22 protein-coding genes and 2 pseudogenes are annotated in these 25,998 nt (G+C 60.6%); 13 read left to right on the top strand and 11 right to left on the bottom strand.

The features are described 5' to 3' along the window. The first annotated feature begins 6 nt into the window (after positions 1-6). Positions 7-1,077: a hypothetical protein gene (locus BN1800_RS03120; protein ID WP_086994309.1), complete on the top strand. Its 1,071-nt coding sequence runs from the start codon at positions 7-9 to the stop codon at positions 1,075-1,077. A gap of 117 nt (positions 1,078-1,194) precedes the next feature. Then, on the top strand, positions 1,195-2,325 hold the full coding sequence (locus tag BN1800_RS03115; RefSeq protein WP_086994306.1) for a DUF2333 family protein: 1,131 nt from the start codon (positions 1,195-1,197) through the stop codon (positions 2,323-2,325). Between the two features lie 3 nt (positions 2,326-2,328). Here BN1800_RS03115 and BN1800_RS03110 read toward each other — a convergent pair. The 3 genes and pseudogenes from BN1800_RS03110 to BN1800_RS03100 all read right to left on the bottom strand — a co-directional run bounded on the left by BN1800_RS03110 (position 2,329) and on the right by BN1800_RS03100 (position 4,156). Continuing rightward, positions 2,329-2,779: pseudogene (locus BN1800_RS03110) on the bottom strand (PAS domain-containing protein). A 45-nt stretch (positions 2,780-2,824) separates the two neighbouring features. Next, on the bottom strand, positions 2,825-3,550 hold the full coding sequence (locus BN1800_RS03105; protein ID WP_027508314.1) for a helix-turn-helix transcriptional regulator: 726 nt from the start codon (positions 3,548-3,550) through the stop codon (positions 2,825-2,827). A gap of 144 nt (positions 3,551-3,694) precedes the next feature. Next, a complete protein-coding gene (locus BN1800_RS03100) occupies positions 3,695-4,156 on the bottom strand; it encodes an Lrp/AsnC ligand binding domain-containing protein (protein WP_027508315.1) in 462 nt (153 codons plus the stop codon). Between the two features lie 112 nt (positions 4,157-4,268). Here BN1800_RS03100 and putA point away from each other — a divergent pair, with 112 nt between their 5' ends. The 3 genes from putA (at position 4,269) to BN1800_RS03085 (ending at position 9,497) form a co-directional block, all read left to right on the top strand. Beyond that, complete coding sequence (gene putA / locus BN1800_RS03095; RefSeq protein WP_086994303.1) at positions 4,269-7,388, top strand: bifunctional proline dehydrogenase/L-glutamate gamma-semialdehyde dehydrogenase PutA; 3,120 nt, start codon at positions 4,269-4,271, stop codon at positions 7,386-7,388. A gap of 172 nt (positions 7,389-7,560) precedes the next feature. Then, a complete protein-coding gene (locus BN1800_RS03090) occupies positions 7,561-9,237 on the top strand; it encodes a formate--tetrahydrofolate ligase (protein ID WP_086994299.1) in 1,677 nt (558 codons plus the stop codon). Between the two features lie 23 nt (positions 9,238-9,260). Beyond that, entirely contained in the window at positions 9,261-9,497 is a 237-nt protein-coding gene (locus BN1800_RS03085) for a hypothetical protein (RefSeq protein ID WP_037141036.1), read from the top strand. Positions 9,498-9,577: 80 nt separating this feature from the next. On the opposite strand, the gene BN1800_RS03080 is transcribed toward BN1800_RS03085, so the two are convergent. From BN1800_RS03080 to BN1800_RS03070, 3 genes are all read right to left on the bottom strand, one after another. Continuing rightward, the gene (locus BN1800_RS03080) at positions 9,578-9,823 is read right to left on the bottom strand and encodes a type II toxin-antitoxin system RelE/ParE family toxin (RefSeq protein WP_244564429.1); all 246 of its coding nucleotides are present in this window, start codon (positions 9,821-9,823) and stop codon (positions 9,578-9,580) included. Continuing rightward, positions 9,795-10,073 carry a CopG family ribbon-helix-helix protein gene (locus BN1800_RS03075; protein WP_086994293.1) on the bottom strand — a complete coding sequence of 93 codons (279 nt, stop codon included), beginning with the start codon at positions 10,071-10,073 and terminating at the stop codon, positions 9,795-9,797. Before BN1800_RS03075 ends, BN1800_RS03080 begins: the two co-directional genes overlap by 29 nt. A 69-nt stretch (positions 10,074-10,142) precedes the next feature. Continuing rightward, complete coding sequence (locus BN1800_RS03070; RefSeq protein ID WP_425298955.1) at positions 10,143-10,988, bottom strand: extensin-like domain-containing protein; 846 nt, start codon at positions 10,986-10,988, stop codon at positions 10,143-10,145. 288 nt (positions 10,989-11,276) lie between these two features. On the opposite strand from BN1800_RS03070, the gene BN1800_RS03065 reads away from it, so the two are divergent. Together BN1800_RS03065 and BN1800_RS03060 are read left to right on the top strand one after the other, a co-directional pair. After that, a complete protein-coding gene (locus tag BN1800_RS03065; protein WP_086994289.1) occupies positions 11,277-13,412 on the top strand; it encodes a TonB-dependent receptor domain-containing protein in 2,136 nt (711 codons plus the stop codon). Positions 13,413-13,673: 261 nt separating this feature from the next. Then, on the top strand, positions 13,674-15,863 hold the full coding sequence (locus BN1800_RS03060) for an anthranilate synthase (RefSeq protein ID WP_027508323.1): 2,190 nt from the start codon (positions 13,674-13,676) through the stop codon (positions 15,861-15,863). 45 nt (positions 15,864-15,908) lie between these two features. Here BN1800_RS03060 and BN1800_RS03055 read toward each other — a convergent pair whose 3' ends face one another. Then, positions 15,909-16,589: a GNAT family N-acetyltransferase gene (locus BN1800_RS03055; protein WP_086994285.1), complete on the bottom strand. Its 681-nt coding sequence runs from the start codon at positions 16,587-16,589 to the stop codon at positions 15,909-15,911. Beyond that, a complete protein-coding gene (locus BN1800_RS03050; protein WP_027508324.1) occupies positions 16,586-17,080 on the bottom strand; it encodes a MarR family winged helix-turn-helix transcriptional regulator in 495 nt (164 codons plus the stop codon). Before BN1800_RS03050 ends, BN1800_RS03055 begins: the two co-directional genes overlap by 4 nt. A gap of 214 nt (positions 17,081-17,294) precedes the next feature. On the opposite strand from BN1800_RS03050, the gene emfA reads away from it, so the two are divergent. Together emfA and queF are read left to right on the top strand one after the other, a co-directional pair. Further along, positions 17,295-18,209, top strand: coding sequence for a CDF family cation efflux transporter EmfA (gene emfA, locus BN1800_RS03045; protein ID WP_027508325.1), 915 nt, complete (start codon positions 17,295-17,297; stop codon positions 18,207-18,209). Further along, positions 18,209-18,673 (top strand): preQ(1) synthase, encoded by a 465-nt coding sequence (gene queF / locus BN1800_RS03040; protein ID WP_086994282.1) that lies wholly within the window; start codon positions 18,209-18,211, stop codon positions 18,671-18,673. The genes emfA and queF overlap by 1 nt, the downstream gene beginning before the upstream one ends. A gap of 16 nt (positions 18,674-18,689) precedes the next feature. Here the strand turns inward: queF and BN1800_RS03035 are convergent, their stop codons facing one another. Both BN1800_RS03035 and BN1800_RS03030 read right to left on the bottom strand, forming a co-directional pair. Then, positions 18,690-19,448 carry a DUF2076 domain-containing protein gene (locus BN1800_RS03035; protein ID WP_086994280.1) on the bottom strand — a complete coding sequence of 253 codons (759 nt, stop codon included), beginning with the start codon at positions 19,446-19,448 and terminating at the stop codon, positions 18,690-18,692. Between the two features lie 105 nt (positions 19,449-19,553). Beyond that, positions 19,554-20,276 carry a hypothetical protein gene (locus tag BN1800_RS03030; protein WP_086994277.1) on the bottom strand — a complete coding sequence of 241 codons (723 nt, stop codon included), beginning with the start codon at positions 20,274-20,276 and terminating at the stop codon, positions 19,554-19,556. A gap of 157 nt (positions 20,277-20,433) precedes the next feature. Here BN1800_RS03030 and BN1800_RS03025 point away from each other — a divergent pair, with 157 nt between their 5' ends. From BN1800_RS03025 to leuA, 3 genes are all read left to right on the top strand, one after another. Then, positions 20,434-21,021, top strand: coding sequence for an ATP-dependent Clp protease proteolytic subunit (locus BN1800_RS03025; protein ID WP_086994274.1), 588 nt, complete (start codon positions 20,434-20,436; stop codon positions 21,019-21,021). A 253-nt stretch (positions 21,022-21,274) separates the two neighbouring features. After that, positions 21,275-22,459 (top strand): benzoate/H(+) symporter BenE family transporter, encoded by a 1,185-nt coding sequence (locus BN1800_RS03020; protein WP_086994272.1) that lies wholly within the window; start codon positions 21,275-21,277, stop codon positions 22,457-22,459. 325 nt (positions 22,460-22,784) lie between these two features. Beyond that, positions 22,785-24,500, top strand: a complete 1,716-nt coding sequence (leuA, locus tag BN1800_RS03015) for a 2-isopropylmalate synthase (RefSeq protein WP_086994269.1) — start codon at positions 22,785-22,787, stop codon at positions 24,498-24,500. A 44-nt stretch (positions 24,501-24,544) separates the two neighbouring features. On the opposite strand, the pseudogene BN1800_RS03010 reads toward leuA, so the two are convergent. Next, a pseudogene (locus tag BN1800_RS03010) lies at positions 24,545-25,028 on the bottom strand (winged helix-turn-helix transcriptional regulator); the annotation flags it as partial. A gap of 2 nt (positions 25,029-25,030) precedes the next feature. On the opposite strand from BN1800_RS03010, the gene BN1800_RS03005 reads away from it, so the two are divergent. Further along, a complete protein-coding gene (locus BN1800_RS03005) occupies positions 25,031-25,996 on the top strand; it encodes a quinone oxidoreductase family protein (protein WP_086994263.1) in 966 nt (321 codons plus the stop codon). Positions 25,997-25,998 lie beyond the last annotated feature (2 nt).

The following is a 25,998-nucleotide window of genomic DNA, read 5'->3' as shown; positions in this document are numbered from 1 at the left end:
AGGCCGGTGCGCAAAGCTCCCTCGTTCGACAGTCAATTCGAAGCAGCCGACGCGCTTGTCTCAACCCTGCGCGCCGACGCGGCCGCATGCGCTGCCTTCATCGAGGACTTTGCGCGCAAAGGAGCGCAATCGGACGATGAGGCGATTCTGGCGCAGCGCGACCGGTTCCAGGCTTTTGCGACGGCGCGCTTGGGATTCGACGGACTTCTCGGCGAAATGGTGGCCGGCCTCGACCGGATGACAGCGGAGGTCTCCGCGGATATGGACAGCTTCCGCGGGCTGACCGCACGCGAGAGGCTGACCGGCTGGTTTTCGAGGCAGCGCATGTGGCGCCTCCACCGTCAGCGGGTGCACGAAGCGCCGGTGATCGAGCGGCTGCTCGATCTGCTGTCGAAATCCAACGCCATTACCGGTTTGGTCAGCGGCCATCGCGAATTCGCCCTTGCTTGCCATAAGGCGGCAGAGAGCGATGTTGTCACGATCGTCGAGCAACGCGGGCGCCTTGTCGGTGCCATCGATATTGCGCGGTTGCGAATGAAGGAGATGAAGGCGAAGGCGCTAACGAGACAGGGACGCATCGGTCTTTACGGCGGCAGGGCCGAATGGGAGCGAATGGAAGAGGAGCGGCGTGCGCTTGAGGCCGAGGCTGAGAAGATTGCCGAAGAAGAACTGAAGATGCGCGACGAAAGCCAGCGGCGCGAAGGCTTCATTACGATGTTCCAAGAGTTCGTCGATGCATTGAACAGCCAGATCGGCCTTTGCAATGCGTTGCTCCGCAAGCTGTCGATCGGTACGGAAGAACGGCTGATCATCTATCAGGCGCAGGTAGATACCGACGTTCCGGGATCGAAAGCGAAAATAACCCAGCAGCGGTATCCACATATCGCCGGCCCGATCTCGCTCTTCGAAAGGGGCATGCTCGTTCCGCAGGACATCGGATTGCGCAAGGCGGCCGCGGATGCGGCCTTCGGCAAGAAGTTTGCGGCATTCGCCGAAAGCCACGACGCGACCGACGCTCCGATCATCGACCTGACGCAAAGATCCTCCAGGTTCAGGCTGCGCTTTGCCCGTTTTTGATGAAACGGCGGCCTGCGTGATCTTCTAAAAATCTCTCCTTCATGTTGTGCTCGATCGAGCAAACACATATGTGAAATGCAGGACTTTCTGACGTTCGCTAGGGTTTAGGAGAAGGGCATGCTCGACCGGATCGCCGGTTTCTTCAGGCTGATCGGCCGCACGATCGCCCGCTGGTTCAGTCTTTTTGCCGCCTGGGCGTTCTGGCCCCTCCTTGCCGCCCATGGCTGGTACCAGCGCCGGACGTGGATGATCCGGATCCCCATCATTGCGTTCGCGGCACTGCTGGTCATCCTTTACGCGTACTTCTTCTGGCAGACGCAGGTCTGGTCGAATTTCAATCCGTCCTTCGTTAACCAGTACCGTCTTTCCGAGCGCAAGGTTCCGGCAGGCCAGGAACTGCCGGTTGCCGGCGGCGTGGCAGCACCGGCGGCCAAGACCTGCCAGCGTTCTGCGATCGTCGACGTCGCCGCCGACCTGACGGACTTCAACGTCAACCAGAACGCATGGATCTCCTCCATGCTGCTCTACCGGCTCGGGTTTTTCGGTATCGCCTGGGACCACACGCCGTTCCTCGACAACAAGGCGTCCTTCCAGCGCGGCGTCAATCAGGCGGCCCGGCGGACCTCGGCCGAGCTTGTAGATACGCTCGGGCGCGTACGCGGCACGTCCGGCATCAACAACGATCTTCAAAACGCCCGCGGCAATCTGCAATTCGACGAATACAGCTGGTATTTCGGGCTCAATCCGTTCGGGCCGAAGACCCCGACGCCGAGCTACTATCGTTCGGCGATCGGCAGCCTGCGCAAGTTCAATACCGACCTTGCCAGCTGCAACGCCGTCTTTGACGGCCGCGCGGACAACCTCGTCCAATTCATCGACCGGATCGCGAACGATCTCGGCGGCACGTCCGACATGCTGGCGGAGCGCTCGGAGAACCACAATCGCGGCTGGTTCGATACGCGCGCCGACGACCGCTTCTGGTTCGCCTACGGGCAACTCTATGCCTATTACGCCATTCTCTCGGCGGCACAGTCGGATTTTTCGCAGGTGGTAGCGGAGCGCAATCTGGGCGCCATCTGGAGCGGCACGACGAGGCAATTTCAAGCCGCCCTGCGCATCCAGCCGGCGATCATTTCCAATGGCCGTGAGGACGGCTGGATCATGCCGAGCCATTTGGCGACCATGGGTTTCTACATCCTGCGGGTGCGGTCGAACCTCGTGGAGATGCGTTCTGTCCTCGACCGCTGACCGTCAGGGCTGGAGCGAATTGTCTTCTACCCCGACGATGCGGAGTGGCTCGACGAATTCATATGCGACGCCAAAGATCTCGTTGTTGCGGAAACGGCCGACCGATTGGACCATCTTGTAGCCGCCGCGCCGGTTGTCGACCCGATAAACATCGTGACAGCCCACTTTGTGCCGGCTCGCATGCTCGAAGGTCTGCGTTATCAGGATGCGGTCCTCGTCGTGAATCCGTGAAAGCAGCTCTACGAGATTTGCCGGGCCGGTGGTGTAGGGCAGCCCGAAGATGGCATGGACGTCCTCGGTAGCAAAAAAGTGACCTGTTTCGAGTTCCATGCGCTAGAAGCCGAATAGCCGTTGGGCCGAAACAAGCTGGACGATTTCGGCATCGCTGATGCCAATATGATCGCGTGATTGCTCGTTCTTGTGGAGTTCCGGCTGCTTCGAATCGAAGAGGCACGTTTCTTCCCGCGTAAGGTCTTCGCACTGATTCTCTTCTGATTTCTCAGCTGATCAGCTTCAATCGGATAGCTTTTGCTACCAATTGCGTGCGGTTGACGCAATCGAGTTTTTTGATCGCGTTCGTCATATAGGCGTTCACCGTATGGTCGGAGAGAGCGAGGATCTGGCCGATTTCAACTGACGTCTTGCCCTGGGCCGTCCAGCGGACGACTTCGAGCTCGCGCGCGGAGAGCGCGTTGTAGGTGCTGTCTTCGTTTCGCTTGACGGCACTGTAGGCGTCAAAGGCGTGAAGCACGATTACCGTGAGTTCGTTGATTTCGCTCTGGCTGAGCGATGCGCGCTCGCCTGAAAACCAGAAAGCCAGCCGCTTGCCGTCTACGGCATTGACCGGCAAAACGATGCCCGCCGGCATTTTATGCTGAAGCATCAGGCTGCGAAGTTCGCAGCGAAACATTTGGGCCGTTGCGGCGTCGGAGAGATGCCAGCTCTGCGGGGCGACAGATTCTCTCAGCTTTGCCGTAAACGGACAGGCGCGCAGCATATGAGCGCGATCGAACTCTCTGAGGTATGTGCCCGTCAATGACGTTTCTACGACCAGTGGCTTAAGAAACAAGTCCTCGGAAGAGGGCGTATTCATCAACGTATAGTGAGTTAACCCGAAAGCATCTGCAATCCTGTGCAAGACCTGGACAAAAAGAGCGCGCGTCCGCGCAGATGCCAATTCCGTTGATAAAAGTGACTGCCTTTCGGAGGTAGTCATGTAAGACATAATGCGCCCCGCCTTGCCTTCATGTTACCGCTATCAAATACGTTAATTGCCAGCCACGCTAGCCTGAATTGGCTTAGTACACGCTGATTAAGTCATACTGTTAAAAATTAATCGCACAGGTACCCTCTTAGGTTGCTTTGTATGTTATACAGGTAGCAGCCCGGCTGATTTTACTTCTTCCATTACTGCATAAGTATGAGTTTCCCTTACGCCAGGCAGCGGCAGAATCACCTCTGAAAGAAATTGCCGGTAAGCCTCCATGCCCGCGACGCGGGCCTTAACGAGGTAATCGAAGCCGCCGGCGACCATGTGGCACTCCATGACGTCGTCCGAGCGTTTTACGGCATCTGCGAAGGCATCGAAGACGTCGGGCGTCGTGCGGTCCAGCTTGACCTGGACGAAGACGAGCAGGGTGCGCCCGAGCTTGTCCGGCGACAGGACGGCCATGTAGCCGGTAATATAGCCGTCGCGGGTAAGGCGCTTGACCCGCTCGGCCGTCGCGGTGGGGGAGAGGCTGACGCGCTCGGCAAGCTCGATGTTCGTAAGGCGGCCTTCCTTCTGCAGGGCGCGGAGAATCTTGCGGTCGAGACGGTCCAGTTCTTTCATTTTCCACGGCCTTTCGGGCAATCGGTAGCTGAAGAAAATTTGATGATCCATCAATTTAGTGAAAAACGCTACGGATGACCAGCTATGTTGCGGATATCACGGAGAACCCTTTATGAACCACCAGATTTCCACGCAATATCCCGCGTTCAACGCTCCATTCGCCGGTGACGATGACCGTTTGTTGCATGCGTTCAGCGAGAAGCTGCACTTCAGCGCCGCAGAGGACAAGGCGATCGACAAACGCGCAAGCGGCATGATCAAGGCGATCCGCGACAATTCCGGCGCGATGGGCGGCGTCGAGGATTTCCTGCGCGAGTACGGGCTTTCGACGCGCGAGGGGCTGGCGCTCATGGTTCTTGCCGAAGCGCTGCTGCGCGTGCCCGACGCGCTGACGCAGGACAAGCTGATCGAGGACAAGCTCAAGGAAGGCGGTTGGAGTGAGCATGAGGGCAAAGCCGAAAGCTGGTTCGTCTCGGCTTCCGCCTGGGCGCTCGGTGTTTCTGCCCGCATCCTGCGCCCCGGGGATACTCCGGAAGGCGTGGTCCGCGGCCTCGTCAAGCGCCTCGGCCTGCCGACGGTGCGCAATGCGACAAAACAGGCGATGCGCTTTCTCGGCCACCACTTCGTGCTCGGCGAAACGATCAAGGATGCGCTGAACCGCGCCTCAAAGAATGAGGAGAAGGGCTATCGCCACTCCTTCGACATGTTGGGCGAAGGAGCGCGAACGGCGGAAGACGCCAAGCGCTACTGGCAGTCCTATGCAATGGCGATCGAAGCGATCGGCACCTGGATGGGGAAGAACGCCAAGTCCAAGCAGTTGCCCGACCGCATGGGCATTTCGGTCAAGCTTTCGGCGCTGCATCCGCGCTATCTCGCCACCCATCGCGACCGGGTGATGAAGGAACTGGTGCCGGACCTCCTGAAGCTCGCGCAGATGGCAAAGGCACATAAGCTGAACTTCACCGTCGACGCCGAGGAGGCCGATCGCCTGGAGCTTTCGCTCGACGTGATCGCCGCCGTGTTCAGCGACCCCTCGCTTGACGGCTGGGATGGTTTCGGCCTTGCGATCCAGTCCTATCAGAAACGCGCGACGGCGGTGATCGACTACATTGATGCGCTCTGCGAAAAGCTCGGCCGCCGGATGATGGTGCGTCTCGTGAAGGGCGCCTACTGGGATACGGAAATCAAGCGCGCCCAGGAGCGCGGGCTCGACGACTATCCGGTCTGGACGCGCAAGCAGGCGACGGACCTTTCCTATCTCGCCTGCGCCAAGCAGATGCTCGACAAGCGCGCCCGCATCTTCCCACAGTTCGCAACGCACAATGCGCTGACGGTTTCGACCATTCTGGAGCTGGCGGGCGAAGACCGGACCGGTTTCGAATTCCAGCGCCTGCATGGCATGGGCGAGACGCTCTACAATCAGCTGCTTGACAGCAACGATCGCATCGCCTGCCGCATCTATGCCCCTGTCGGCGGTTATCGCGACCTCCTTGCCTATCTCGTCCGCCGTCTTCTGGAAAACGGCGCCAATTCCTCCTTCGTCGCCATGGCCGGCGATAAGAACACGCCGATCAAGGCGCTGCTGGAGCGCCCCGCCGACAAGCTGCAACTCAATACCGGCACGAGCGCCCGCAACAGCAGGATCCCGATGCCGCTTGCCATTTACGGGAAGCGCAAGAACAGCACGGGCCTCGAATTCGGCCATCGCGAAACCCTGGAGAAGCTTATGTCGAATATCCGCAGGGGCGACGCCGCAATCGCTGCCACCCCGCTGATCCCCGGTGTTTCCGCGACCGGCGCGGAAATGGCGGTGCTCTCGCCGTCCGATCATTCGCATAAGGTCGGCTCAGTTCGCGACGCGACGGCTGCCGATGTGGACAAGGCCTTTGCCATTGCCGCCAAGGGTTTCAAGAGCTGGTCGCGCAGGCCGGTGGAGGAGCGCGCCGTGACGCTGGAGCGTATGGCGGACCTCATGGAGGAAAACCGCGACCGGCTGCTGGTGCTGCTTTCGGCGGAAGCGGGCAAGACGCTGGACGACGGCGTTGCCGAAATCCGCGAGGCGGTGGATTTCTGCCGCTATTATGCAGCCGAAGCGCGCCGCCAGTTCGGCACCATCACCAAGATGCCCGGGCCGACCGGCGAGGACAACCGCTATCTCTGGCGCGGTCGCGGCGTCTTTGCCTGTATCTCGCCCTGGAACTTCCCGCTGGCGATCTTCCTCGGCCAGGTCTCGGCAGCGCTCGCGGCCGGTAACGCCGTGATCGCCAAGCCCGCGCCGCAAACGCCGCTGATCGCCTTTGAGGCCGTCAAGCTGTTCCATCAGGCGGGCATCCCGCAGGATGCGCTGCTCTTCGTGCCGGGTGGCCCGGAGGTCGGTTCTGCGATTACTGCGCATCCGGCACTTGGGGGCGTTGCGTTCACCGGCTCGACCAAGACCGCCTGGGCGATTAACCGGGCGCTTGCCGCCAAGGACGGCCCAATCGTGCCGCTGATTGCCGAAACCGGCGGTCTCAATGCCATGATTGTCGATGCGACGGCGCTCTCGGAGCAGGTGGCAGACGACGTCATCCTCTCGGCCTTCCGCTCCGCCGGTCAGCGCTGCTCGGCGCTCCGTCTTCTCTTCCTGCAGGAGGACGTCGCCGAAGACATGACGCGGATGATCGAAGGTGCGGCGAAGGAGCTTCAGCTCGGCGATCCAAGCCTGGAGACGACCGATGTCGGCCCGATCATCGATGACAAGCAGAAGGCCATGCTGGAAGCACACATCACCGATATGCAGAAGACACAGAAGGTACGCTATGCGGGCAAGGCGCCTGGCGGCGGCAGCTTCTTTGCGCCGCACATCGTCGAGCTCGACAAGGCCTCGGCGTTGACGAAGGAAGTCTTCGGCCCGGTCCTGCATATCGTGAAGTGGAAGGCGAAGGACCTGCCGAAGGTGCTGGAAGACATCCAGTCTTCCGGCTACGGCCTGACGCTTGGCGTCCACAGCCGCATCGAAGCGACGATCCGCACCGTCACCGACGCGCTTGATACCGGCAACGTGTACGTCAACCGCAACATGATCGGCGCCGTGGTCGGAACCCAACCCTTCGGCGGCTCCGGCCTTTCCGGGACCGGCTTCAAAGCCGGCGGTCCGGCTTATCTGCTGCGTTTTGCGCTCGAACAGGTGATCTCGGTGAACACGGCGGCGGCCGGCGGCAACGCCAGCCTGATCGCCATGGGCGACGGTTGAAACCGAGGTTGACGGCGCTCCCTTAGCCGGGGGAGCGCCTTCCGGTTTTGCAGAGCGTTGTGATTTTCCTGTGCTTCAACGCTGCTGGCCGCCTTGGCCAAGCGGTCGCCTCTTGTTTCCGGCCCGCGGATGGCGTCATGTTCCGGCAGAGACAAAGCTCCGGGGGACCAGCGTGGCCATCAAATCCGATATCGAAATCGCGCGCGAGGCAAAGAAGAAGCCTATTTTCGAGATCGGCGCGAAGCTCGGCATTCCGGCGGAACACCTCGCATCTTATGGCCACGACAAAGCGAAAGTCAGTGCGGAATTCATCGCCGCACAGATGGAGAAGAAGGAAGGCAGGCTGATCCTCGTCACCGCCATCAACCCGACACCGGCGGGCGAGGGCAAGACGACAACCACCGTCGGTCTCGGCGACGGGCTGAACCGGATCGGCAAGAAAGCCATCGTCTGCATCCGCGAAGCGTCGCTCGGGCCATGTTTCGGCGTGAAGGGCGGGGCTGCCGGCGGCGGCTATGCGCAAGTCATTCCAATGGAAGACATCAACCTGCATTTCACCGGCGATTTCCATGCGGTTACCTCGGCGCACAACCTTCTCGCCGCTATGATTGACAACCATATCTACTGGGGCAACGAGCTGGACATCGACCTGCGCCGCGTCACCTGGCGCCGCGTGATGGACATGAATGACCGGGCGCTGCGCGAAATGGTCTCCTCGCTCGGCGGCGTTGCCAATGGCTTTCCGCGGCAGAACGGCTTTGACATCACCGTCGCCTCGGAGGTCATGGCGATCCTCTGCCTGGCGACTGGCCTCAAGGATCTGGAAGCCCGTCTCGGGAACATCATCATCGGCTATCGCCGCGACAAGATGCCGGTCTATGCCCGCGATCTGAAGGCGGACGGCGCAATGGCCGTGCTTCTGAAAGACGCGATGCAACCGAACCTCGTCCAGACGCTGGAGAACAATCCGGCTTTCGTCCACGGCGGTCCGTTCGCCAATATCGCGCATGGCTGCAACTCGGTGATTGCGACGGAGACTGCGCTGAAGCTCGGCGATTATGTCGTGACCGAGGCGGGTTTCGGGGCCGATCTTGGCGCAGAGAAATTCTTCGACATCAAATGCCGCAAGGCGGGGCTGAAGCCCGATGCGGCGGTGATCGTTGCCACGGTGCGCGCGCTGAAGATGAACGGTGGCGTGAACAAGGAGGATCTGGGAGCCGAGAACGTCGCAGCGCTTGTGAAGGGCTGTTCGAACCTTGGGCGGCATCTCGCGAATGTGCGGAAATTCGGCGTTCCGGTGGTGGTCGCGATCAATCATTTCGTTTCGGACACGGACAAGGAAATCGCGGCCGTCCAGGAATATGTTGCGCGCCACGGCGCCGAGGCGATCCTCTGCCGCCACTGGGCGGAAGGCTCGGCCGGCATAGAGGATCTTGCCTACAAGGTGGTGGAACTGGCGGAATCCGGCCAGGCGAAATTTGAACCGCTTTACGCCGACAGCGTACCGCTGTTCGAAAAGATCGAGATCGTCGCCTCGAAGATCTACCACGCCGGCGAGGTGACGGCCGACAAGGCTGTTCGCGACCAGCTCGTCACCTGGGAAGAGCAGGGTTACGGCAACCTGCCGGTCTGCATAGCGAAGACGCAATATTCGTTTTCGACAGACCCGAACCTTCGCGGCGCACCGGAGGGCCATATCGTGTCCGTACGCGAAGTGCGGCTTTCGGCAGGCGCCGGGTTCGTCGTCGTCATCACCGGCGAAATGATGACGATGCCGGGGTTGCCGAAATCGCCATCCGCCGAGCGGATATTTCTGAATGATCAAGGGTATATCGAGGGGCTTTTCTGATGCCGTTCTTCAGGTATCCTCGAATGTATGTTTTCGCCGCTGCCGCAGTATTTGCGCTCATGGTGAACGGCTCTGCGGCCGATGCGCAGGCGTCTGTGCAGCAGAGCATGGCCGATTTCATGAAGAGCAATCCCGACTGCAAAGAGTTCAACGATCAGTGCTCGATCTGCGCCGTGACTGACGGCAAGGCCGAGTGTTCCACGCCCGAGATCGCCTGCGTCAAGAAGCCTTATGTCTGCACGCGGCGCGCGGACAATTGAGGGTGGCGAAGCCGACGGATTTTCCGGCATGAAGAAAAGTCAAAGTCTTTCTGGCCATTTTTACGATATATCGAGGATTGTCAGGAGGTCGATGTTTTCTCCTGATATCCGGTACGCAATGATTTAGGGAATATCAGCGAACACGATTTCCCGAGTGCCAGGCACGCGCGCCACCAGGCCCAGCAGGGATGCTCTGTCAATGCTTCGGCACTCGTTGCTACCCGCTCGATCACGCGAGCGGCGTTCGGATCATGCTTTGCGATATAGGCTCCAATATGATCGAGCCGAGCCAAGGCGCTATGCGTCCAGCGGAGCTGAAAGCTCATTTGCGGAGATATTTTGAGATGATGCATTCGCTTCATCGTCAGATGCAAATTCGCCTGCGTTGGCTTCACGGACCGCCGCTTCGATTTCCGCGACCTGCCATTCTTCTCGCTCGACGAATTCCTCTCTCAACAAGGAAGCGGTTTCTTCCGTCGATAGCTTGCGTTTTTCGGCAAGGCGGTCGAAGCGCGAAGCTATCGATTTTTTCAATGAAAACTTAAAACAGTCATCAAGGGCCCCTGCAGCGTGCAAGAGAATTCTAGTCTGTCCACGTCTTGATTCAATAGGCAAGCATAACCTGTTGAAAGCTATGGCCTCTGTCTAATGACAATAACGATATCCTCCTTTCCGCTGCAGCACATCCATGTGGAAGTGTTTTTCGTGCGCGGCGTCGCTCTCAGGATCGAGCACGGTGGAAAAATAGAGGCAGCCGGACGCACTGACCGTGCGCTGGAAGGCGCCGGTGAGGGTGGAATCTTCCCGGCGCGGCTTCACCGCAATGGCCTCGCCCTTTTCGAAACTGAAGCTTGCGATGTCGATGGCGTTGCCGCGGGCGTGCTCGGAGATCTTTCCGGCAAACGCACCGTTGCGCAGGCGGCAGATGTATGAAGAGGCCTGGTTGATGGTCGTGATCTGCCCGTGTTCCTTCGCGGCGACGGCGGCTGCCGGAATGACGCTCTCCTTCATCCAGCGCGCAAGTGCCAGAGCCGCCGGACAGCGCAGCGTCGCCTGCGGCTTCACCGCGATGCCTGGGAGTGCCTCGACGAGATTGATCGGCTTGTCGATGCCGCAGCCGTGACCGTCATCGATGCGCGGGATGTCCTTGAAGACGGCGCCGAGGGCCTGCAACTCCCTCACGCATTCCGCATGATCGGCGTCGCTTTCCGGCTCGATGGTCAGGTTCTGCGCTTCCAGCGTACCCGGCGCCGGCGGCCCGAATTTCTCCGGCTTTTCCTCCGGTTTTGCCGTGTCCAATGGCTTCTCATTCGGAGGGGTTGGTTCGGTCCCGTTTGCGGTTGAGGGCCTCGGTTCGGGGATAGGTGCGGTCTCTGCGGGTGCTTCGGCTTCTCCGTCAATCCGCGGCTTTTCCTGAGGGAAGGGACCTTTGTAGGGGAGGCTTGCGCCGGTGAGGATGATCAGGGCTGTCGTCGCCGCTGCAACTGCGATGTTCTTCAAGCTTCAACCGTCCGTGGCTGCTGATGAGAAAAGGGCAACGCACGAGGGCGGATTTCGTTGCAATTTCGCAACGTTCGTGGGCATCGTTAAAACTTGACGATTTAATTCAACATAAGACGGGCGTTTATATTGACAATTACACTCATGTTTTTTATGCGGCAGAAAGAAGGCGGAATGTTGGGTCCCGCCGCAAATCCGAAACGCCTAGCCAGCCCCTCGAGCGCCTGACGCGCCCCGACCAGCCAGCCCGGTATTTATTCATCCTAGAGGGTTGGTTTAATGATTGTCCGCAATTCGCGCGCCGTTCTTTTGGCTTGCACTGCATTGGTCGTTTTTGGCGCCGGTTTTCCGGCATATTCGCAAAGCCCGGAAGAGGAGGCGGCTTCCCAAAAGACGGATCGCGTAACGCCGCTGAAGAAGATCGTCGTCGGTGCGGGACAGCGCAAGATCGCCATCGATACGCCGCAGGCCGTTACTGTTCTCGACCAAAAGGATATTGATGACGCCCAGGCTGAAACGATCGGCGATATCTTCAAGGATGTGCCCGGCGTCTCCATTGCCGGCAGCGACCGTGTTTTCGGTGAGGCGTTCAATATCCGTGGTATCGGCTCCACCGAGGATTCCGCCGACGGCTCGCGCATCGTGGTGAATGTGGACGGAGCCCAGAAATTCTACGAGCAGTACCGGATGGGATCGTTCTTCTCGGACCCTGAGCTTTACAAGTCCGTCGAAGTGCTGCGCGGTCCGGCCTCTTCCACGCTTTACGGCGCCGGTGCCCTCGGTGGCGTCATCAACTTCACCACCAAGGATGCCTCAGAGTTTCTGCTGGAGGGCTACGACAATGCTCTCAGGCTCAAGAGCAGCTATGAAACAAACGGGAATGGCTATCTAGGTTCGTCTATTTTTGCACATCGCTTCAACGAGGGTGCTGAATTCCTCGGTATGTTGAACAAGCGCGGGTCCAGCGAATTCGAGTTGGGAGATGGCAGCGACTTGTCGGGCTCGGACTTTCAGTCGTGGTCGGGCCTGGCCAAGGGAACTTTCCATTTTGGTGATGGCGACGAGCAGACAGTGCGCTTGTCCTATCAGCATTGGGACAGCGATGCGAACGATCAGGACTATGCTCAGACCGGCACGCAGGCCGCATTCGGTACCGTCGACCGCCATGTGATTGATGATACCGCGGTCTTGAGCTACGAAAATCCAGTCAGCGACAATCCCTGGCTCGACTTCAAGGCAACCCTTTCATACTCCGACACTTCGGTCGACCAGAGCGACGGAACGCTTGGCGGGTTTTCGAATATCATCGAAGCTGATTATGGCTATCGGACCTGGCAGGCCAATCTTCAAAATACCTCTGAGTTCTCGGGCGATAGCTGGGTAAACTACCTGACCTACGGCACGCAACTGAGCCATCAGGATCGCACCGCGGATTCGCCGCTTGCGACCAGCCCGACGCCCGGTGCGATCGCCACGCATCCCGAAGGCACTGACAACAAGGTCGGTCTCTTCGTGCAGAACGAGTTCGTCTATGATGAGCGGCTGACAATCATCGGCGGCGTTCGCGGCGACTTCGTCTGGCGACAGCCTGGCGACTCAACGGCGGCCTTCAGCAATGCTGTCGATGTCAACGATCAAGCTTTCTCCCCCAAGCTCGCTGCACACTACAAGCTGACCGATGAGTTCGGCATTTTCGGATCGATTGCCCATACGGAACGTCTGCCGACGTTGGATGAGCTCTACACCTGGAGCAAGGGAACCAGCCTGGATCTCAAGAAAGAAAAATCCAACAACTACGAAATTGGCTTTACAGCAACACGGGACGACATATTTCAGGCGGGCGACAATATCAGTTTCAAGACGACCGCCTTCTACAATGACCTGGAGAACCTCATTGCAACTACCGGCACGGGAGCATCCTCCTATTTCTACAATGTCGGCAAGGCCCGCATTTATGGCGTCGAAGTCGAAGGGGCGTACGAATCGGATTACGTTTTCGCCAAGCTTGCCTACACAGGCACGCAGGGCCAAGACCGCAGCGATGGGGTGAACTACAACAAGCCGCTGCCGACCGTACCAGCCCACAAGATAGCCTTCACTTTGGGCGGCCGGCTTCCCGAGCGGGACATCGAATACGGCACGCGTATCACGCATGCCTTCGAGGCGCAGAACAGCGTCCGCGGAACGGCCGCATCCTCCGGTTCCACGCCGGACCATCTCGTCGTTCCGGCGCCCGATTGGACGACCGTGGACCTGTTCGCCTCCTGGAGGCCGCAGAGCGGCGAAATGCAGGGATGGCAGGTTCTGGCCAGCGTCAACAATCTTTTCGATCAATACTATCGGGAAAACACGTCCAACGATTACGCCAAGGGGCGCACGTTCAAGATTACCTTGAGCAAGCAGCTCGATTGGTAATTTGGTTTTAGCGGGTTCGTTTCAGCCGTTTCCGACCGGTGAAAGCGAACCCGCTAAAACCGCTCTTGCGCTTCTCCCAATCTCACGCTAACAATTCCGCCCATGAAGAGGTCCTTGAACATTGCTGTTTGGTGGTGGGCTCGCTGAGGCGGCCTCGATCAATCGTGTTCAAAGACGACGAGTGAGCCGCCCGAGACTTCGAGGCGGCTTTTTTGTTTTCAAGGCCGCCTGTCGTCCGGGCCCCGATAACGGAGTGGAACAATGGTAACGATCCTTCGGGACGACGGTGCGGAAATTTACGAGACGAGGGGCGGCGTTACCGTCACGCGACAGCGCAGGGCGATCCCCTATGCCGATGCGGTCGTCTCCTATGTCGACAAGCTCGATGAGCGCCGCGGCGCGGTCTTTTCCTCCAACTACGAATATCCGGGCCGTTACACGCGCTGGGACACTGCCGTCGTCGATCCGCCGCTCGGCATCTCCTCCTTCGGGCGCGATGTCTGGATCGAAGCCTATAACGAGCGCGGCGAAGTGCTGCTCGGCTTCGTGGCGGAGCGGCTGAAAAAAGTTGTCGAGCTGGAACTCGGCGCTGCCACCGCACGGCGCCTCGATCTCAAGGTGAAGATGCCGGACCGGGTGTTCACCGAAGAGGAACGCTCGAAGATACCGACGGTGTTCACGGTTCTGCGCGCCGTCACCGACCTGTTCCATTCGCAGGCGGATGCGAGCCTCGGCCTTTATGGCGCCTTCGGCTACGATCTCGCCTTCCAGTTCGATGCGATCAACCTGAAGCTGACGCGCCCTTCCGACCAGCGTGACATGGTGCTCTACCTGCCGGACGAAATTCTGGTGGTCGACAATTATTCCGCCAAGGCCTGGATCGACCGCTACGATTTTGAGAAGGGCGGCGTGACGACCGAGGGCAAGAAAGGTGATATCGCGCCGGAACCCTTCAAGCAGACCGACGCCATTCCGCCGAAGAGCGATCACCGGCCGGGCGAATATGCCGAACTCGTCGTCAAGGCAAAGGAGAGCTTCCGCAAGGGCGACCTCTTTGAGGTCGTGCCGGGGCAGAAATTCATGGAGCGCTGCGACAGCAAGCCTTCCGACATTTCCAAGCGCCTGAAGGCGATCAATCCGTCGCCCTATTCCTTCTTCATCAATCTCGGAAATCAGGAATATCTCGTCGGCGCCTCGCCGGAAATGTTCGTGCGCGTCTCGGGCCGCCGCATCGAGACCTGCCCGATCTCCGGCACGATCAAGCGCGGCGACGATCCCATCGCCGACAGCGAACAGATCCTGAAGCTGCTCAACTCCAAGAAGGATGAGTCCGAGCTCACCATGTGCTCGGATGTCGACCGCAACGACAAGAGCCGTGTCTGCGAGCCGGGTTCAGTCAAGGTCATCGGCCGCCGGCAGATCGAGATGTATTCGCGCCTCATCCACACCGTCGACCATATCGAGGGGCGGCTGCGGGACGACATGGATGCCTTCGACGGCTTCCTGTCGCATGCCTGGGCCGTGACCGTCACCGGCGCGCCGAAGCTCTGGGCGATGCGTTTCATCGAAAGCCATGAGAAGAGCCCGCGCGCATGGTATGGCGGGGCGATCGGCATGGTCGGCTTCAACGGCGACATGAATACCGGCCTGACGCTGCGCACCGTCCGTATCAAGGACGGAATTGCCGAAGTGAGGGCAGGGGCGACGCTGCTCAACGATTCCATTCCTGATGAAGAAGAAGCCGAAACCGAACTGAAGGCCTCCGCCATGCTTTCCGCCATCCGCGATGCAAAGGCCGGCAACGCCGGCAAGGTGAGCCGCGACGTCGCTGCCGTCGGCAAGGGCGTCAACATCCTGCTGATCGACCATGAGGACAGCTTCGTCCATACGCTGGCGAACTATTTCCGCCAGACGGGGGCGACGGTTTCGACCGTGCGCACGCCGGTGCCGGAGGAGATTTTCGACCGCCTGAATCCTGACCTCGTCGTCTTGTCGCCAGGCCCCGGCAATCCGAAGGATTTCGATTGCAAGGCGACAATCAAGAGGGCGCGCGCCCGCAACCTGCCGATCTTCGGCGTCTGCCTCGGCTTGCAAGCGCTCGCCGAAGCCTATGGCGGTGAATTGCGGCATCTGGCGCTGCCGATGCACGGCAAGCCGTCGCGCATCCGCGTGCTGGAACCGGGCATCGTCTTCTCCGGGCTTTCCAGGGAAGTCACCGTCGGCCGCTACCACTCGATCTTCGCCGATCCCTCGACCCTGCCGCGCGACTTCATCATTACGGCGGAGAGCGAGGACGGCACGATCATGGGCATCGAGCACGCCAAGGAGCCGGTTGCCGCCGTGCAGTTCCACCCGGAATCGATCATGACGCTCGGCGGCGACGCCGGCATGCGGATGATCGAGAATGTCGTGGCGCATCTGGCGCGCAAGGTGAAGACCAAGGCGGCTTGAGCCGGCGCCCGTACTTCGGCCGGTCCGCTGCCGTGGATCGGCCGTTTATGCCCGGCGTTTGACGATGCGCAGGTTCATTTCGGAGCGCAGCCTGAAGCCGAGCGACTTGTAGAGGGCGATTGCCGGCGTATTGTTCGCATAGGCGTGCAGATAGGCCGTTTCGCCTTGGGTGGCGATTTCGCCGGCGACAAAACGAAAGAGCAAAGTGCCGAGCCCGCGCCGCTGGAATTCCGGATGCGTGCAAAGCCCGCTGAGTTCGGTAAAGCCGGTCTGGCGCAGCCGCTGGCCGGCCATGGCGATGAGCCTGCCTTCAGTCTTGATCCCCCAGAAGGGGCCGAGGCTTTGGGCGCGTAATGTGAACGGCCCGGGCTTGGTCAAGGTTGCAAGTGCCAGCATCTCCTCCGCATCGGATTGATCGAGAGGCTGGATGCGATTATCCTCGATCCGCTCGTGGGGACGCTCGGCAACCATCTGAACGGCTAAAGCCTCGGAAACGACAACCAGTCCCGGTGGAATGGAGATCGGGCCGGCTTCGACAAGCAGCATGGTTTCGTCGGCTTCCGGGAGGTCTTCCAATGCCTCGAGACTTTCAGGAGTAGTGTCGGCGGCGGCTGCGAAGGGAACGATCGACGGCGGGTATCGCTGGGCTCGTTCGCTGCCTTCGGCGAGGCCCGCATGCACCGTGTCGAGCGCGCTCCAAATCGGACGGTCGAGAATATGTCTCACCTCGTTTCCTCCTTCACGATTGAACCGCGTCGGGCGAGGGGAGCTTCCGCAAGACCGTCCTCGATCGCCGCGAGTTGTTCGAGGATAGGTCCGCCTAGATCGCTGCAAAGCTCGGCGACGGCTGCGGCGACGCGCGGCCAGACAGTTTGCTTCGAGTAATCGACGAGGCTCTGTCCCTTTTGGGAAAGCGAGATCAACCGCCGCCGCTGATCGGCGGGGGCTGCCCGCATGTCGACCAAGCCCAGTTCCAGCAACTGGCCCACCGTCCGTGTCGCGCCCGGTTGCGTGATGCCAACCGCCTGCGCAAGCTCGCCAATCGTCAGCGGGCCGGCACGGTCGAGAGCCGCCAGAAAAGGATACTGGGCGGCCTGTATGGCGATGCCGTATTCTTCGATGATCTGCTGCGTGTCGGCCTGCAGACGCTCCCCAATACGGCGAAAGCGGCTGCCCATGCACAGAAAACCGAGGGATCGCACCACGTCGTCAACCACGCGAAATCTCCACAATCAATCAGAGATTATATAACGTGTTATGCAACTTGGTCAATTGATGCCGCAGGCCGTCCAATTTGACAAAATGCCGGTAATCCCCCATATCACCCGGATTGGCCGCCTGCGCGATTTTCGCGTGGGCGGTTTTGCGTTTGAATGGGCCAAATGCTGCAATTCATTCGCATCCGCACTGAGGTTGGCAAGAGGGATCGACATGGACGGACAGGGCAATCTCGCGGTTCAGCGGCTGGCGCTTTGGAGCATTCCGCTGTCGCTCGGCGTCATGGGACTGAAGATGGTGGCTTGGTGGGTCACCGGCTCGGTCGCGCTGCTTTCGGATGGCCTGGAGTCGACCGTTAACGTCGTTGCCGCCCTCATTGCCTATTTCGTCATCCGCTACGCGCAGAGGCCGGCGGATCACGACCATCCGTTCGGGCACCACAAGGCCGAGTACCTCTCGGCGGTGATCGAAGGCGTGCTCATCGTCGTTGCTGCGCTCCTGATCGTCAACGAGGCGATCGGTCACCTGGCGGCGCCGCGCATGCTCGATGCGCCGGCGCTCGGCCTTGCGATCAATTTCGGGGCAGGGGTGATCAACGCCGTCTGGGCGCAGTTGCTGATCCGCACCGGCCGAAAACACCGCTCGGCGGCGCTTGCCGCCGACGGCCAGCATATCATGTCGGACGTCGTGACCTCCGTCGGCGTGCTGATCGGCCTGCTTCTGGCGATCGCGACGGGCTATCCGATCTTCGACCCGATGCTTGCGATCCTCGTCGCCGTCAACATTCTCTATCAGGGCTGGAAGGTGATCTCGCATTCGATCGGCGGGCTGATGGACCAGGCGGTGGAACCGGAGGAAGAGGAGGCCATCAAGCAGGCAATCGCCACGCATGCGGCGGGGTCGATCGGCGTTCACGACCTGAAAACCCGCCGGGCGGGTTCGGTCACCTTCGTCGATTTTCATCTTGTCGTTCCGGCCGCAATGCCGGTAAGGCAGGCGCACGATATCTGCGACCGCCTTGAAGATGCCATCCGCGCGGTGCATCCGGGCGCTAGCATTGCCATTCACGTCGAGCCCGAGGGCGAAAGGGCCCATGGGATCCGCGTCAAAGTTGTAAAGGACGTCTAATGCCGAAAACCGATGTTTCCAGCCTGTCGATGCTGGGAAAAGAGACCGAAACAGCCAAGTCGCCGGAAGAGGCGGTGCTGGAGAAGGTGCCGTCAAACCATGCGGGCACCGACTTCGTCGTGCGCTTCACCGCGCCGGAGTTCACCTCGCTCTGCCCGATGACCGGCCAACCGGATTTCGCCCATATCGTCATCGACTACATCCCGAACGCGTGGCTGGTTGAGTCGAAGTCGCTGAAACTCTTCCTGCATTCCTTCCGCAATCACGGCGCCTTCCATGAGGACTGCTCGATCTATATCGCCAAGCGTCTCGTGGAACTGCTCGATCCGAAGTGGCTTCGGATCGGCGCCTATTGGTATCCGCGCGGCGGTATTCCAATCGATGTCTTCTGGCAGACGGGCAAGCCGCCGGAAGGCGTATGGTTGCCCGATCAGGGTGTTGCGACGTATCGCGGCCGCGGCTGACACTTAGGCCGATCGGTCAGACGTCGAAACTATCGTCGCCGGACTGATCGTCTGCGACGTCGTCATCATTGTCGTCACTGTTGTAATCGGCCTGCCGGATATCGTTGTCATTGTTATTGTTGTCGTCGTCAGCCTGTGGCTTCTGATCGCCATAATAATTGTTGATGACGGTCTCTTCGGCGGGAGCGCTGGCATTGCTGCCGGAAAAAGGCGAGCCCCATCCGAGCGACGACATATGATTGCCGAAGATGCCGCTCAGCGAATTGGCAAGCAGCATGCCGCCTGCCACGCCGGCAGCCGTGCCGAGCGCGCCGCGAAGGAAGCTGCCGCCGGCAGAGGGTGCGCCGGGCTGCGGATCCCAAGGACCGCTCGGCTGCTGCTGCCGCATCGGGCGGACGGGCTCATCATAACCGCGATCCTGCTGGGCTTGGCGGGGCGCATTTCCCCAGGGGCCGGAAGTCTGCGCTGGCTGCTGCGCCTGGCCGGTGCCGAAGATCGAGCTTAGGAACCCGCCACCCTGTTCGGCCTGGTGATGTTCGCTTTCGCCGGCCTCGAGCTGGCGGATGCGTTCTTCCAGTTCCTTGATGTGATTGGCGGCCGCTTCAAGACCCTTTTCCTGGACGATGACGGCCTGCGCCAGATAATAGGTAGTATAGGGCTGCTCGCGCACGGCCTGATCGATGAAGGTCTCCGCTTCGCGATCGCGCGGTGTCGCGGCGGCGGTGCGGACCCTGTCGAAAAGCCCGGCCAGCAATTGGCGTTCTTCCGGTGACATGGCTGTCTTCCTTGTGTCTTTCGTGCGGACATGGCCGCGTGAGGATGAGGTAGGAACGGATTTTGGCTTTTCAAAGCCGCGGCGCGTTACATTTCGGTAAGGCGCTCAGGACCGGACCCAGACGCGCAGCGGGCCGAGCGATGTGAAGCCGAGCTCCAGCGCATCGCTCAAATCATCACCATGCTCATAGCCGACGACGGGCGTGCCGGGAAAGATCTCCGCCGCCTTCTGCACGAGCCCCGCGCGAATGGCTCGCTTCCTGCTTTTGATGGCAAAGACGTTCGAATGGGCGACCACATCCGCCTGGCGGTTGAGAATTCCGCCGCCTTCGAGCGCTTTGCCCTCGAAGGTGGCGAAAAAGGCGATATCGGGATTGCGCAGCAGCGGTTCGGCGAAGATCGGCGTTGCTTGTGGCGGGTCGCCTGCGCCCCAGGCTTTTTCCCAGAGGTCCAATTCATCCGCCGTTGCGATCCGCTTCCATGTCAGGGACGGATCTTCCGGCGCATGAATCTTGTCCGCCTCGATGCCGAGCCATTCGGCCTCGAACAGGATTTCGAAACCGAGAGGGGCAAGGTTAAGCGCGGCGTAACTGTCCTTGACGCCCCAGCCGCCCTTTCGCGAGCGGATCAGCACCGCTATCGCTTCCTCCTGCTCGCGCGCGGTATCGCCGCCCGTCAGCGTTATGGCGTCCGGATAAAAGCGCGGCGTGCCCTGGCGGTGGAGCCAGAGGGTTGCGGAAAACTCGCCGGGCGCGCCCTGCGCCTCGCAGACGGCATTGCACCAGAGCGCATTGTTGCGGACGGCCGCGCGTAACATTTCCGATGCCATTTTCTCCTCCGCTTCGAGCTCGGCAGAATGCGACCATATCGTCGGTTTGTCATAAGAATATCTTCACCCGTTCCGTGCCTTGCCTTTTTCCCGCATTGTTTTACCCATTGAGTCGCACTATGTGCGAGGAACGCGAGTTCACGTGAGAGAGATTCGAATGAACGACGACGAACAAGACGACGACAAGACGAAGGAACTGCCGCTCAGCAAAGAAACGGAGGCGAATCTTTTCAAGTCGCGTTCGATCTTCATCTACGGGCCTATCAACCAGGAAATCGCCCAGAAGGTCTGCTCGCAGCTCGTGGCGCTTGCTGCAGCCAGCGACGACGACATCCGTATTTATGTCAGTTCGCCCGGTGGTCACGTCGAATCCGGCGATTCGATCCATGACATGGTCAAATTCATCAAGCCGAACGTCTGGATGATCGGCACCGGCTGGGTCGCCTCCGCCGGCGCGCTGATCTACGTCGCGGTACCGAAGGAACGGCGTCTCTGCCTGCCCAACACGCGCTTCCTGCTGCACCAACCCTCCGGTGGCACGCGCGGCATGGCCTCCGACATCGAGATCCAGGCGCGCGAGATCATCAAGATGAACGAGCGCCTGAACAAGATCATGGCGGCTGCCACCGGTCAGCCGATCGAAAAGATCGCCGCCGACACCGACCGCGACTACTGGCTCTCGGCCGAAGAAGCCAAGACCTACGGCCTGGTTTCGCGAATCATCACTTCGCAGAGCGAGATTTGATTTTCTCCTCTCCCATTAGGGAGGCCGAAGGATCTGATGAGGGGCGGCGCGGCAAGCGTCGCCCCTTTTTCTGATCAAAGTTGGAGTTCGCAATCGATCCTGAGGATCGACTGCCCGGCTTCGCCGACCTCATATGCCATGATGGGCATCTTCTCCCCGGAGAGAGGGCGAAACCAGAACGCGGGCATCCGCACTTGCGCGACTCCACCTAATAGGGCTCCATGCGGCTTTCCCGTTCATCCTGAGTCCCGCCATGCTCAAAGACTTTTCCGTCCAGGCACTGTTCATGGGAGTCCTCACTGCCTTTGTCGGCTTCGCCAGTTCCTTTGCGGTTGTCCTGCAAGGGCTGCATGGCGTCGGCGCGACGGACGCCCAGGCGGCGTCGGGGCTTATGGCGCTGTCGATCTCGCTGGGGCTTTGCGCGATCGTGCTCAGCACCGTGACGCGGATGCCCATCAGCACCGCATGGTCCACCCCGGGCGGGGCTCTGCTTGCCAGTACCGGTGTGGTCGAGGGCGGGTTCAATGCGGCGGTAGGAGCGTTTCTTATGTGCGCGCTGCTGATCGTCATCGCCGGCCTGTTCAAGCCGCTCGGCCGGGCGGTTGCCGCCATTCCGGCGCCGCTCGCCAATGCCATGCTCGCGGGCGTGCTGATCGGGTTGTGCTTCGCGCCGGTGAAGGCGATCGCTTTCGATCCGCTGCTCGGACTGCCTATCGTGCTTGCATGGATCGTCGTCGGCGCGTTCAAGCGGCTCTGGGCGGTGCCGGCGGCTCTGGGGGCTTTCGTGCTGATTCTTGCCTTCGGCGTGGACATTCCCGAGGGAGCGCTGGGCTCGATCGGGCAGGCGCTGCTGCCAACCGTCGAGATCGTTACGCCTGTTTTCAACCTGCCGGCTTTCATCTCCATCGCGCTGCCGCTCTTCATCGTCACCATGGCGTCGCAGAACATTCCGGGCATCGCCGTGCTGAAGGTAAATGGCTACGCGCCGAAACCCGGATCGCTCTTCTCGGTAACCGGTCTGTTCTCGGTCGTATCGGCGCCCCTCGGCGGCCATGCGGTCAATCTGGCTGCGATTACCGCGGCGATGTGCGCCGGTCCGGACGCGCATCCGGATCCCGCTCGGCGTTACTGGGCGGTGCTAATCTGCGGCGTCTGCTATCTCATTGTCGGCCCGCTCGCCGGCGTCGTGACGACTTTCGTGGCGCTGGCACCGCCGATCCTGATCCAGGCGGTCGCCGGCCTTGCGCTCGTCGGCGCCTTCTCGGGCTCGGCGATGGCCGCCTTCCAGGCGCCGGAATCGCGGGAGGCCGCGGCGATCACCTTCCTGGTCACTGCGTCGGGTGTTTCCTTCGGCGGAATTTCCGGGGCTTTCTGGGGACTGGTGGCCGGCGGCCTGATGCTGGCGCTGTCGCGTTTTGTGCAAGCGGCAAGAAAATAGGCGGGGGCTTGCCAGTTTTTTGTTCGGCGGCTATAAGCGCGCTTATGAAGACGACTGGCGCAAAGATTTCCGACACGATTGTCCGCGGCCGCGTTGCCCTGCGTGACAATACGCGCGCCCTGACGTCGCTTCTTCTCCTCGGCCTTACGCGCGGTTGCCGGGTCCTTTGAGGAGCGCCCGGCGGCCGAAAGCCCGCTGGCCCATCGCTCCTCGCGACGATTTCCCTGAATACCAAGATAGAGCAACAAGGTCCGTATTTGCTGTCGCAAAGCCTGCTATGATGGGCTAAGACGCGAGGCAAATTGCCGGGACGAGGAAGAAGACAATGGACGCGACGACGCAAATTCCCGCAAAAGGCATGCAATCCGCAGGCGTGAAATACCGCCCGTACCCGCAGGTGAGCATTCCCGATCGCACCTGGCCGACGAAAGTGATCACCAAGGCGCCGGTCTGGTGCTCGGTCGACCTTCGCGACGGCAATCAGGCGCTGGTGGATCCGATGGGTCACGACCGCAAGGCCCGCATGTTCAATCTGCTGCTCGACATGGGCTTCAAGGAAATCGAGATCGGATTTCCGTCCGCCTCGCAGACGGACTTCGACTTCGCGCGCTGGTGCATCGAGGAAGGAAACGTCGCGGACGATGTTTCGCTGCAGGTCCTGGTTCAGTGCCGTCCCGAACTCATCACCCGCACCTTCGAAGCGCTGCAGGGCGCCAACAGGCCGATTGTGCATTTCTACAACTCGACGAGCGAGCTGCAGCGCCGCGTGGTTTTTGCCAAAGACGTGCAGGGCATCAAGCAGATCGCCGTCGATGCGGCGAAGATGATCACTGACATGGCGGCCAAGGCCGGCGGCGGCTACCGCTTCGAATATTCGCCGGAAAGCTTCACGGGCACCGAGCTCGAAGTGGCGCTGGAGATCTGCAACGCCGTCATCGACGTCATGAAGCCAACGGCGGACAACAAGCTGATCATCAACCTGCCGTCCACCGTCGAGATGGCGACGCCAAACGTCTATGCCGATCAGATCGAATGGATGTGCCGCAATCTCGACAATCGCGAGAGCCTGATCGTTTCGCTGCACCCGCATAACGACCGCGGCACCGGCATTGCAGCAGCCGAGCTCGGCCTGCTGGCGGGCGCCGACCGCGTCGAGGGCACGCTTTTCGGCAACGGTGAGCGCACCGGCAACGTCGACGTCGTGACGATGGCGCTCAACATGTTCACCCAGGGCGTCGATCCGGAAATCGACTGCTCGGATATCGAGCGCATAAAGAGCGTTTTCGAATATTCGAACCAGATGACGATCGGCGAACGCCATCCTTACGTCGGCGAACTGGTATACACCGCGTTTTCCGGCTCGCACCAGGATGCGATCAACAAGGGCATGAAGGCGATCAAGGTCGCCAACCATCCGCTGTGGGAAGTACCCTACCTGCCGATCGATCCGCAGGATGTCGGCCGCTCCTACGAGGCGATCATCCGCATCAACTCGCAGTCCGGCAAGGGCGGCATCGCCTATATCCTGCAGCAGGATTACGGGCTGAACCTGCCGCGCAATCTCCAGGTCGAGTTCCGCGAGGAGATCCAGCGCATCACCGACGAAGAAGGCAAGGAGCTGCCGTCGCGCCGCATCTACGACCGCTTCATCGAGCGCTACGTGACGCAGCCCGAGGGCCGTATCAAATTCGTCGATCACCACACTTTCGCCGATCCCGATCGCAAGGGCGTGCGCGTCGTTGCAGCGGAGATTACCGACAATGGCGAGACGAAGCGTATCGAGGGCCGCGGCAACGGGCCGGTCGACGGCTTCATCAACGCGCTCTCGCACTATCTCGGCATCGAGATGTCGGTCGAAGACTATTCCGAGCACTCGCTGCAGCACGGCTCGAACGCGGCGGCCATCTCCTACGTCGAAACCGCCTATCCCGGTGGCAAGCTCTTCGGCGCCGGCATCAGCACCAATATCGTCGGCGCCTCGCTCGAGGCGATCGTCTCGGCGGCGAACCGGGTGCTTGATGTGAGAGCCGGGAAGAACTGATCGGCATCGCGCAGCGGGTTCTGTCCGCTGCGCATTTTCGCCGCTCAAGCGGCGATATTTTCATCGCGCGGACGGACGATGCAGTCGGCAATATCGGCGACTTCGTTCAGCGCTTCGGCATGGCGCTGTCCCCATTGGCAGAGCGCCAGCAGCACCGGCTCAAGCCCAAGTCCAAGTTCCGTCGCGGTATATTCGACGCGTGCGGGAACCTCGGCGAAGACCTCGCGCCTCACCAAACCGTGCTCTTCCATCTCGCGCAGCTGTTGGATCAGCACCTTCTGCGTGATCTCCGGCATCAGGCGTTTCAGCTTCGAGAGGCGCTTCGGTCCGCTGAAAACGTAATAGAGGATGATTGGCTTCCAGCGCCCCGCGATCACCTTCAGGGCGCGTTCGACGGGCAATTTCGGCAGTTTTTTGATGGGTTCAGCCATGGTCACTTCCTGGTGGGTATGGCACGAAAGAGTGTGTATTCCTGCCGCCAAGCTTACTGGTAAATCGCTGCTCACGCCATTCAAACGTGAGGTCTGCCCATGAGAGCCGTCCGCTTCAACCATTTCGGTCCGCCTGAGGTCCTGAAAATTGTCGAGGTTCCGAAACCGGTGGCCCGTGAAGGGGAGCTTCTTGTTCGTGTCCGTGCTGCGGGTGTCAATTTCTTCGAGGTGCTGATGCGTGCCGACCGGTATGAGGTGACGCCGGAATTGCCGATGATCCTGGGTGTCGAGGTTGCAGGCATCGTCGAGGCGGTGGGCGAGGAAGCTGATGCCGCTCTCATCGGTGCACACGTCGCCGTTCCGCTTTTTGCGCTTGGACGGGGCGAGGGCTACGCGGAGTACGTCGCCGTGCCAGGAAGCTCAGTGATCCCGATTCCGGATCAATTGTCTTTCGAGGCGGCCGCAGCGCTGATGGTGCAAGGGCTGACGGCGCTGCATATGGTGCGCCAGGCGCCGCCGCGGGGCAAAGCCGTTCTTGTCCATGCTGCTGCCGGCGGCGTCGGGTCGCTGCTGGTGCAATTGGCGAAGCGCGAGGGTGCAGGATCGGTCATTGCGACAGCCAGCAGCGCGAAGAAGAGATCGCTGGCGCGCGCGCTCGGCGCGGATTCGGCGATCGACTATACGGCCGACGGCTGGCAGGAAACCATCCGTGAGCAGGCATCCGTCGATCTGATCTATGATACGATTGGCGGCGAGGTGACGCGTGCCTCTCTTGCAACGCTTGCGCCGGGCGGAGAGCTTGTCTTTGCCGCACTGGGCCGCTTCCAGCTTGAGGCGACCGACCTCAACGCCATGTTCAAAAAGAACCAGTCGCTGAAGGGATTTGCCCTGCTGCCTCTATTATCCGAAACGCTGTCGGACGATCTCTCGACGCTGTTTTCACTTGCTGTCTCCGGCGCGTTGACCATCGCGGAGGGCGCAAGTTTCCCGCTGGACAAAGCTTCCGACGCGCATCGCGCCATCGAAAACCGGAGCGTCAGCGGCAAGGTCGTGCTGGTGCCGTAAGC

Source organism: Rhizobium sullae (genome assembly GCF_900169785.1).
Lineage (GTDB): Bacteria > Pseudomonadota > Alphaproteobacteria > Rhizobiales > Rhizobiaceae > Rhizobium > Rhizobium sullae.
The sequence above is the reverse complement of the archived record's forward strand: the minus strand, read 5'-3'. Positions and strand labels throughout refer to the sequence as shown.

Bases quoted from the DNA above. Each gene is read 5' to 3' on its own strand.
- BN1800_RS03105 (WP_027508314.1), bottom strand. From the start codon at position 3,550: ATGTCTTACATGACTACCTCCGAAAGGCAGTCACTTTTATCAACGGAA.
- BN1800_RS03065 (WP_086994289.1), top strand. From the start codon at position 11,277: ATGATTGTCCGCAATTCGCGCGCCGTTCTTTTGGCTTGCACTGCATTG.
- leuA (WP_086994269.1), top strand. From the start codon at position 22,785: ATGGACGCGACGACGCAAATTCCCGCAAAAGGCATGCAATCCGCAGGC.
- BN1800_RS03005 (WP_086994263.1), top strand. From the start codon at position 25,031: ATGAGAGCCGTCCGCTTCAACCATTTCGGTCCGCCTGAGGTCCTGAAA.
- BN1800_RS03060 (WP_027508323.1), top strand. From the start codon at position 13,674: ATGGTAACGATCCTTCGGGACGACGGTGCGGAAATTTACGAGACGAGG.
- BN1800_RS03025 (WP_086994274.1), top strand. From the start codon at position 20,434: ATGAACGACGACGAACAAGACGACGACAAGACGAAGGAACTGCCGCTC.
- BN1800_RS03100 (WP_027508315.1), bottom strand. From the start codon at position 4,156: ATGAAAGAACTGGACCGTCTCGACCGCAAGATTCTCCGCGCCCTGCAG.
- BN1800_RS03080 (WP_244564429.1), bottom strand. From the start codon at position 9,823: ATGAGCTTTCAGCTCCGCTGGACGCATAGCGCCTTGGCTCGGCTCGAT.
- queF (WP_086994282.1), top strand. From the start codon at position 18,209: ATGCCGAAAACCGATGTTTCCAGCCTGTCGATGCTGGGAAAAGAGACC.
- putA (WP_086994303.1), top strand. From the start codon at position 4,269: ATGAACCACCAGATTTCCACGCAATATCCCGCGTTCAACGCTCCATTC.
- BN1800_RS03085 (WP_037141036.1), top strand. From the start codon at position 9,261: ATGTATGTTTTCGCCGCTGCCGCAGTATTTGCGCTCATGGTGAACGGC.
- BN1800_RS03020 (WP_086994272.1), top strand. From the start codon at position 21,275: ATGCTCAAAGACTTTTCCGTCCAGGCACTGTTCATGGGAGTCCTCACT.
- BN1800_RS03035 (WP_086994280.1), bottom strand. From the start codon at position 19,448: ATGTCACCGGAAGAACGCCAATTGCTGGCCGGGCTTTTCGACAGGGTC.
- BN1800_RS03115 (WP_086994306.1), top strand. From the start codon at position 1,195: ATGCTCGACCGGATCGCCGGTTTCTTCAGGCTGATCGGCCGCACGATC.
- BN1800_RS03030 (WP_086994277.1), bottom strand. From the start codon at position 20,276: ATGGCATCGGAAATGTTACGCGCGGCCGTCCGCAACAATGCGCTCTGG.
- emfA (WP_027508325.1), top strand. From the start codon at position 17,295: ATGGACGGACAGGGCAATCTCGCGGTTCAGCGGCTGGCGCTTTGGAGC.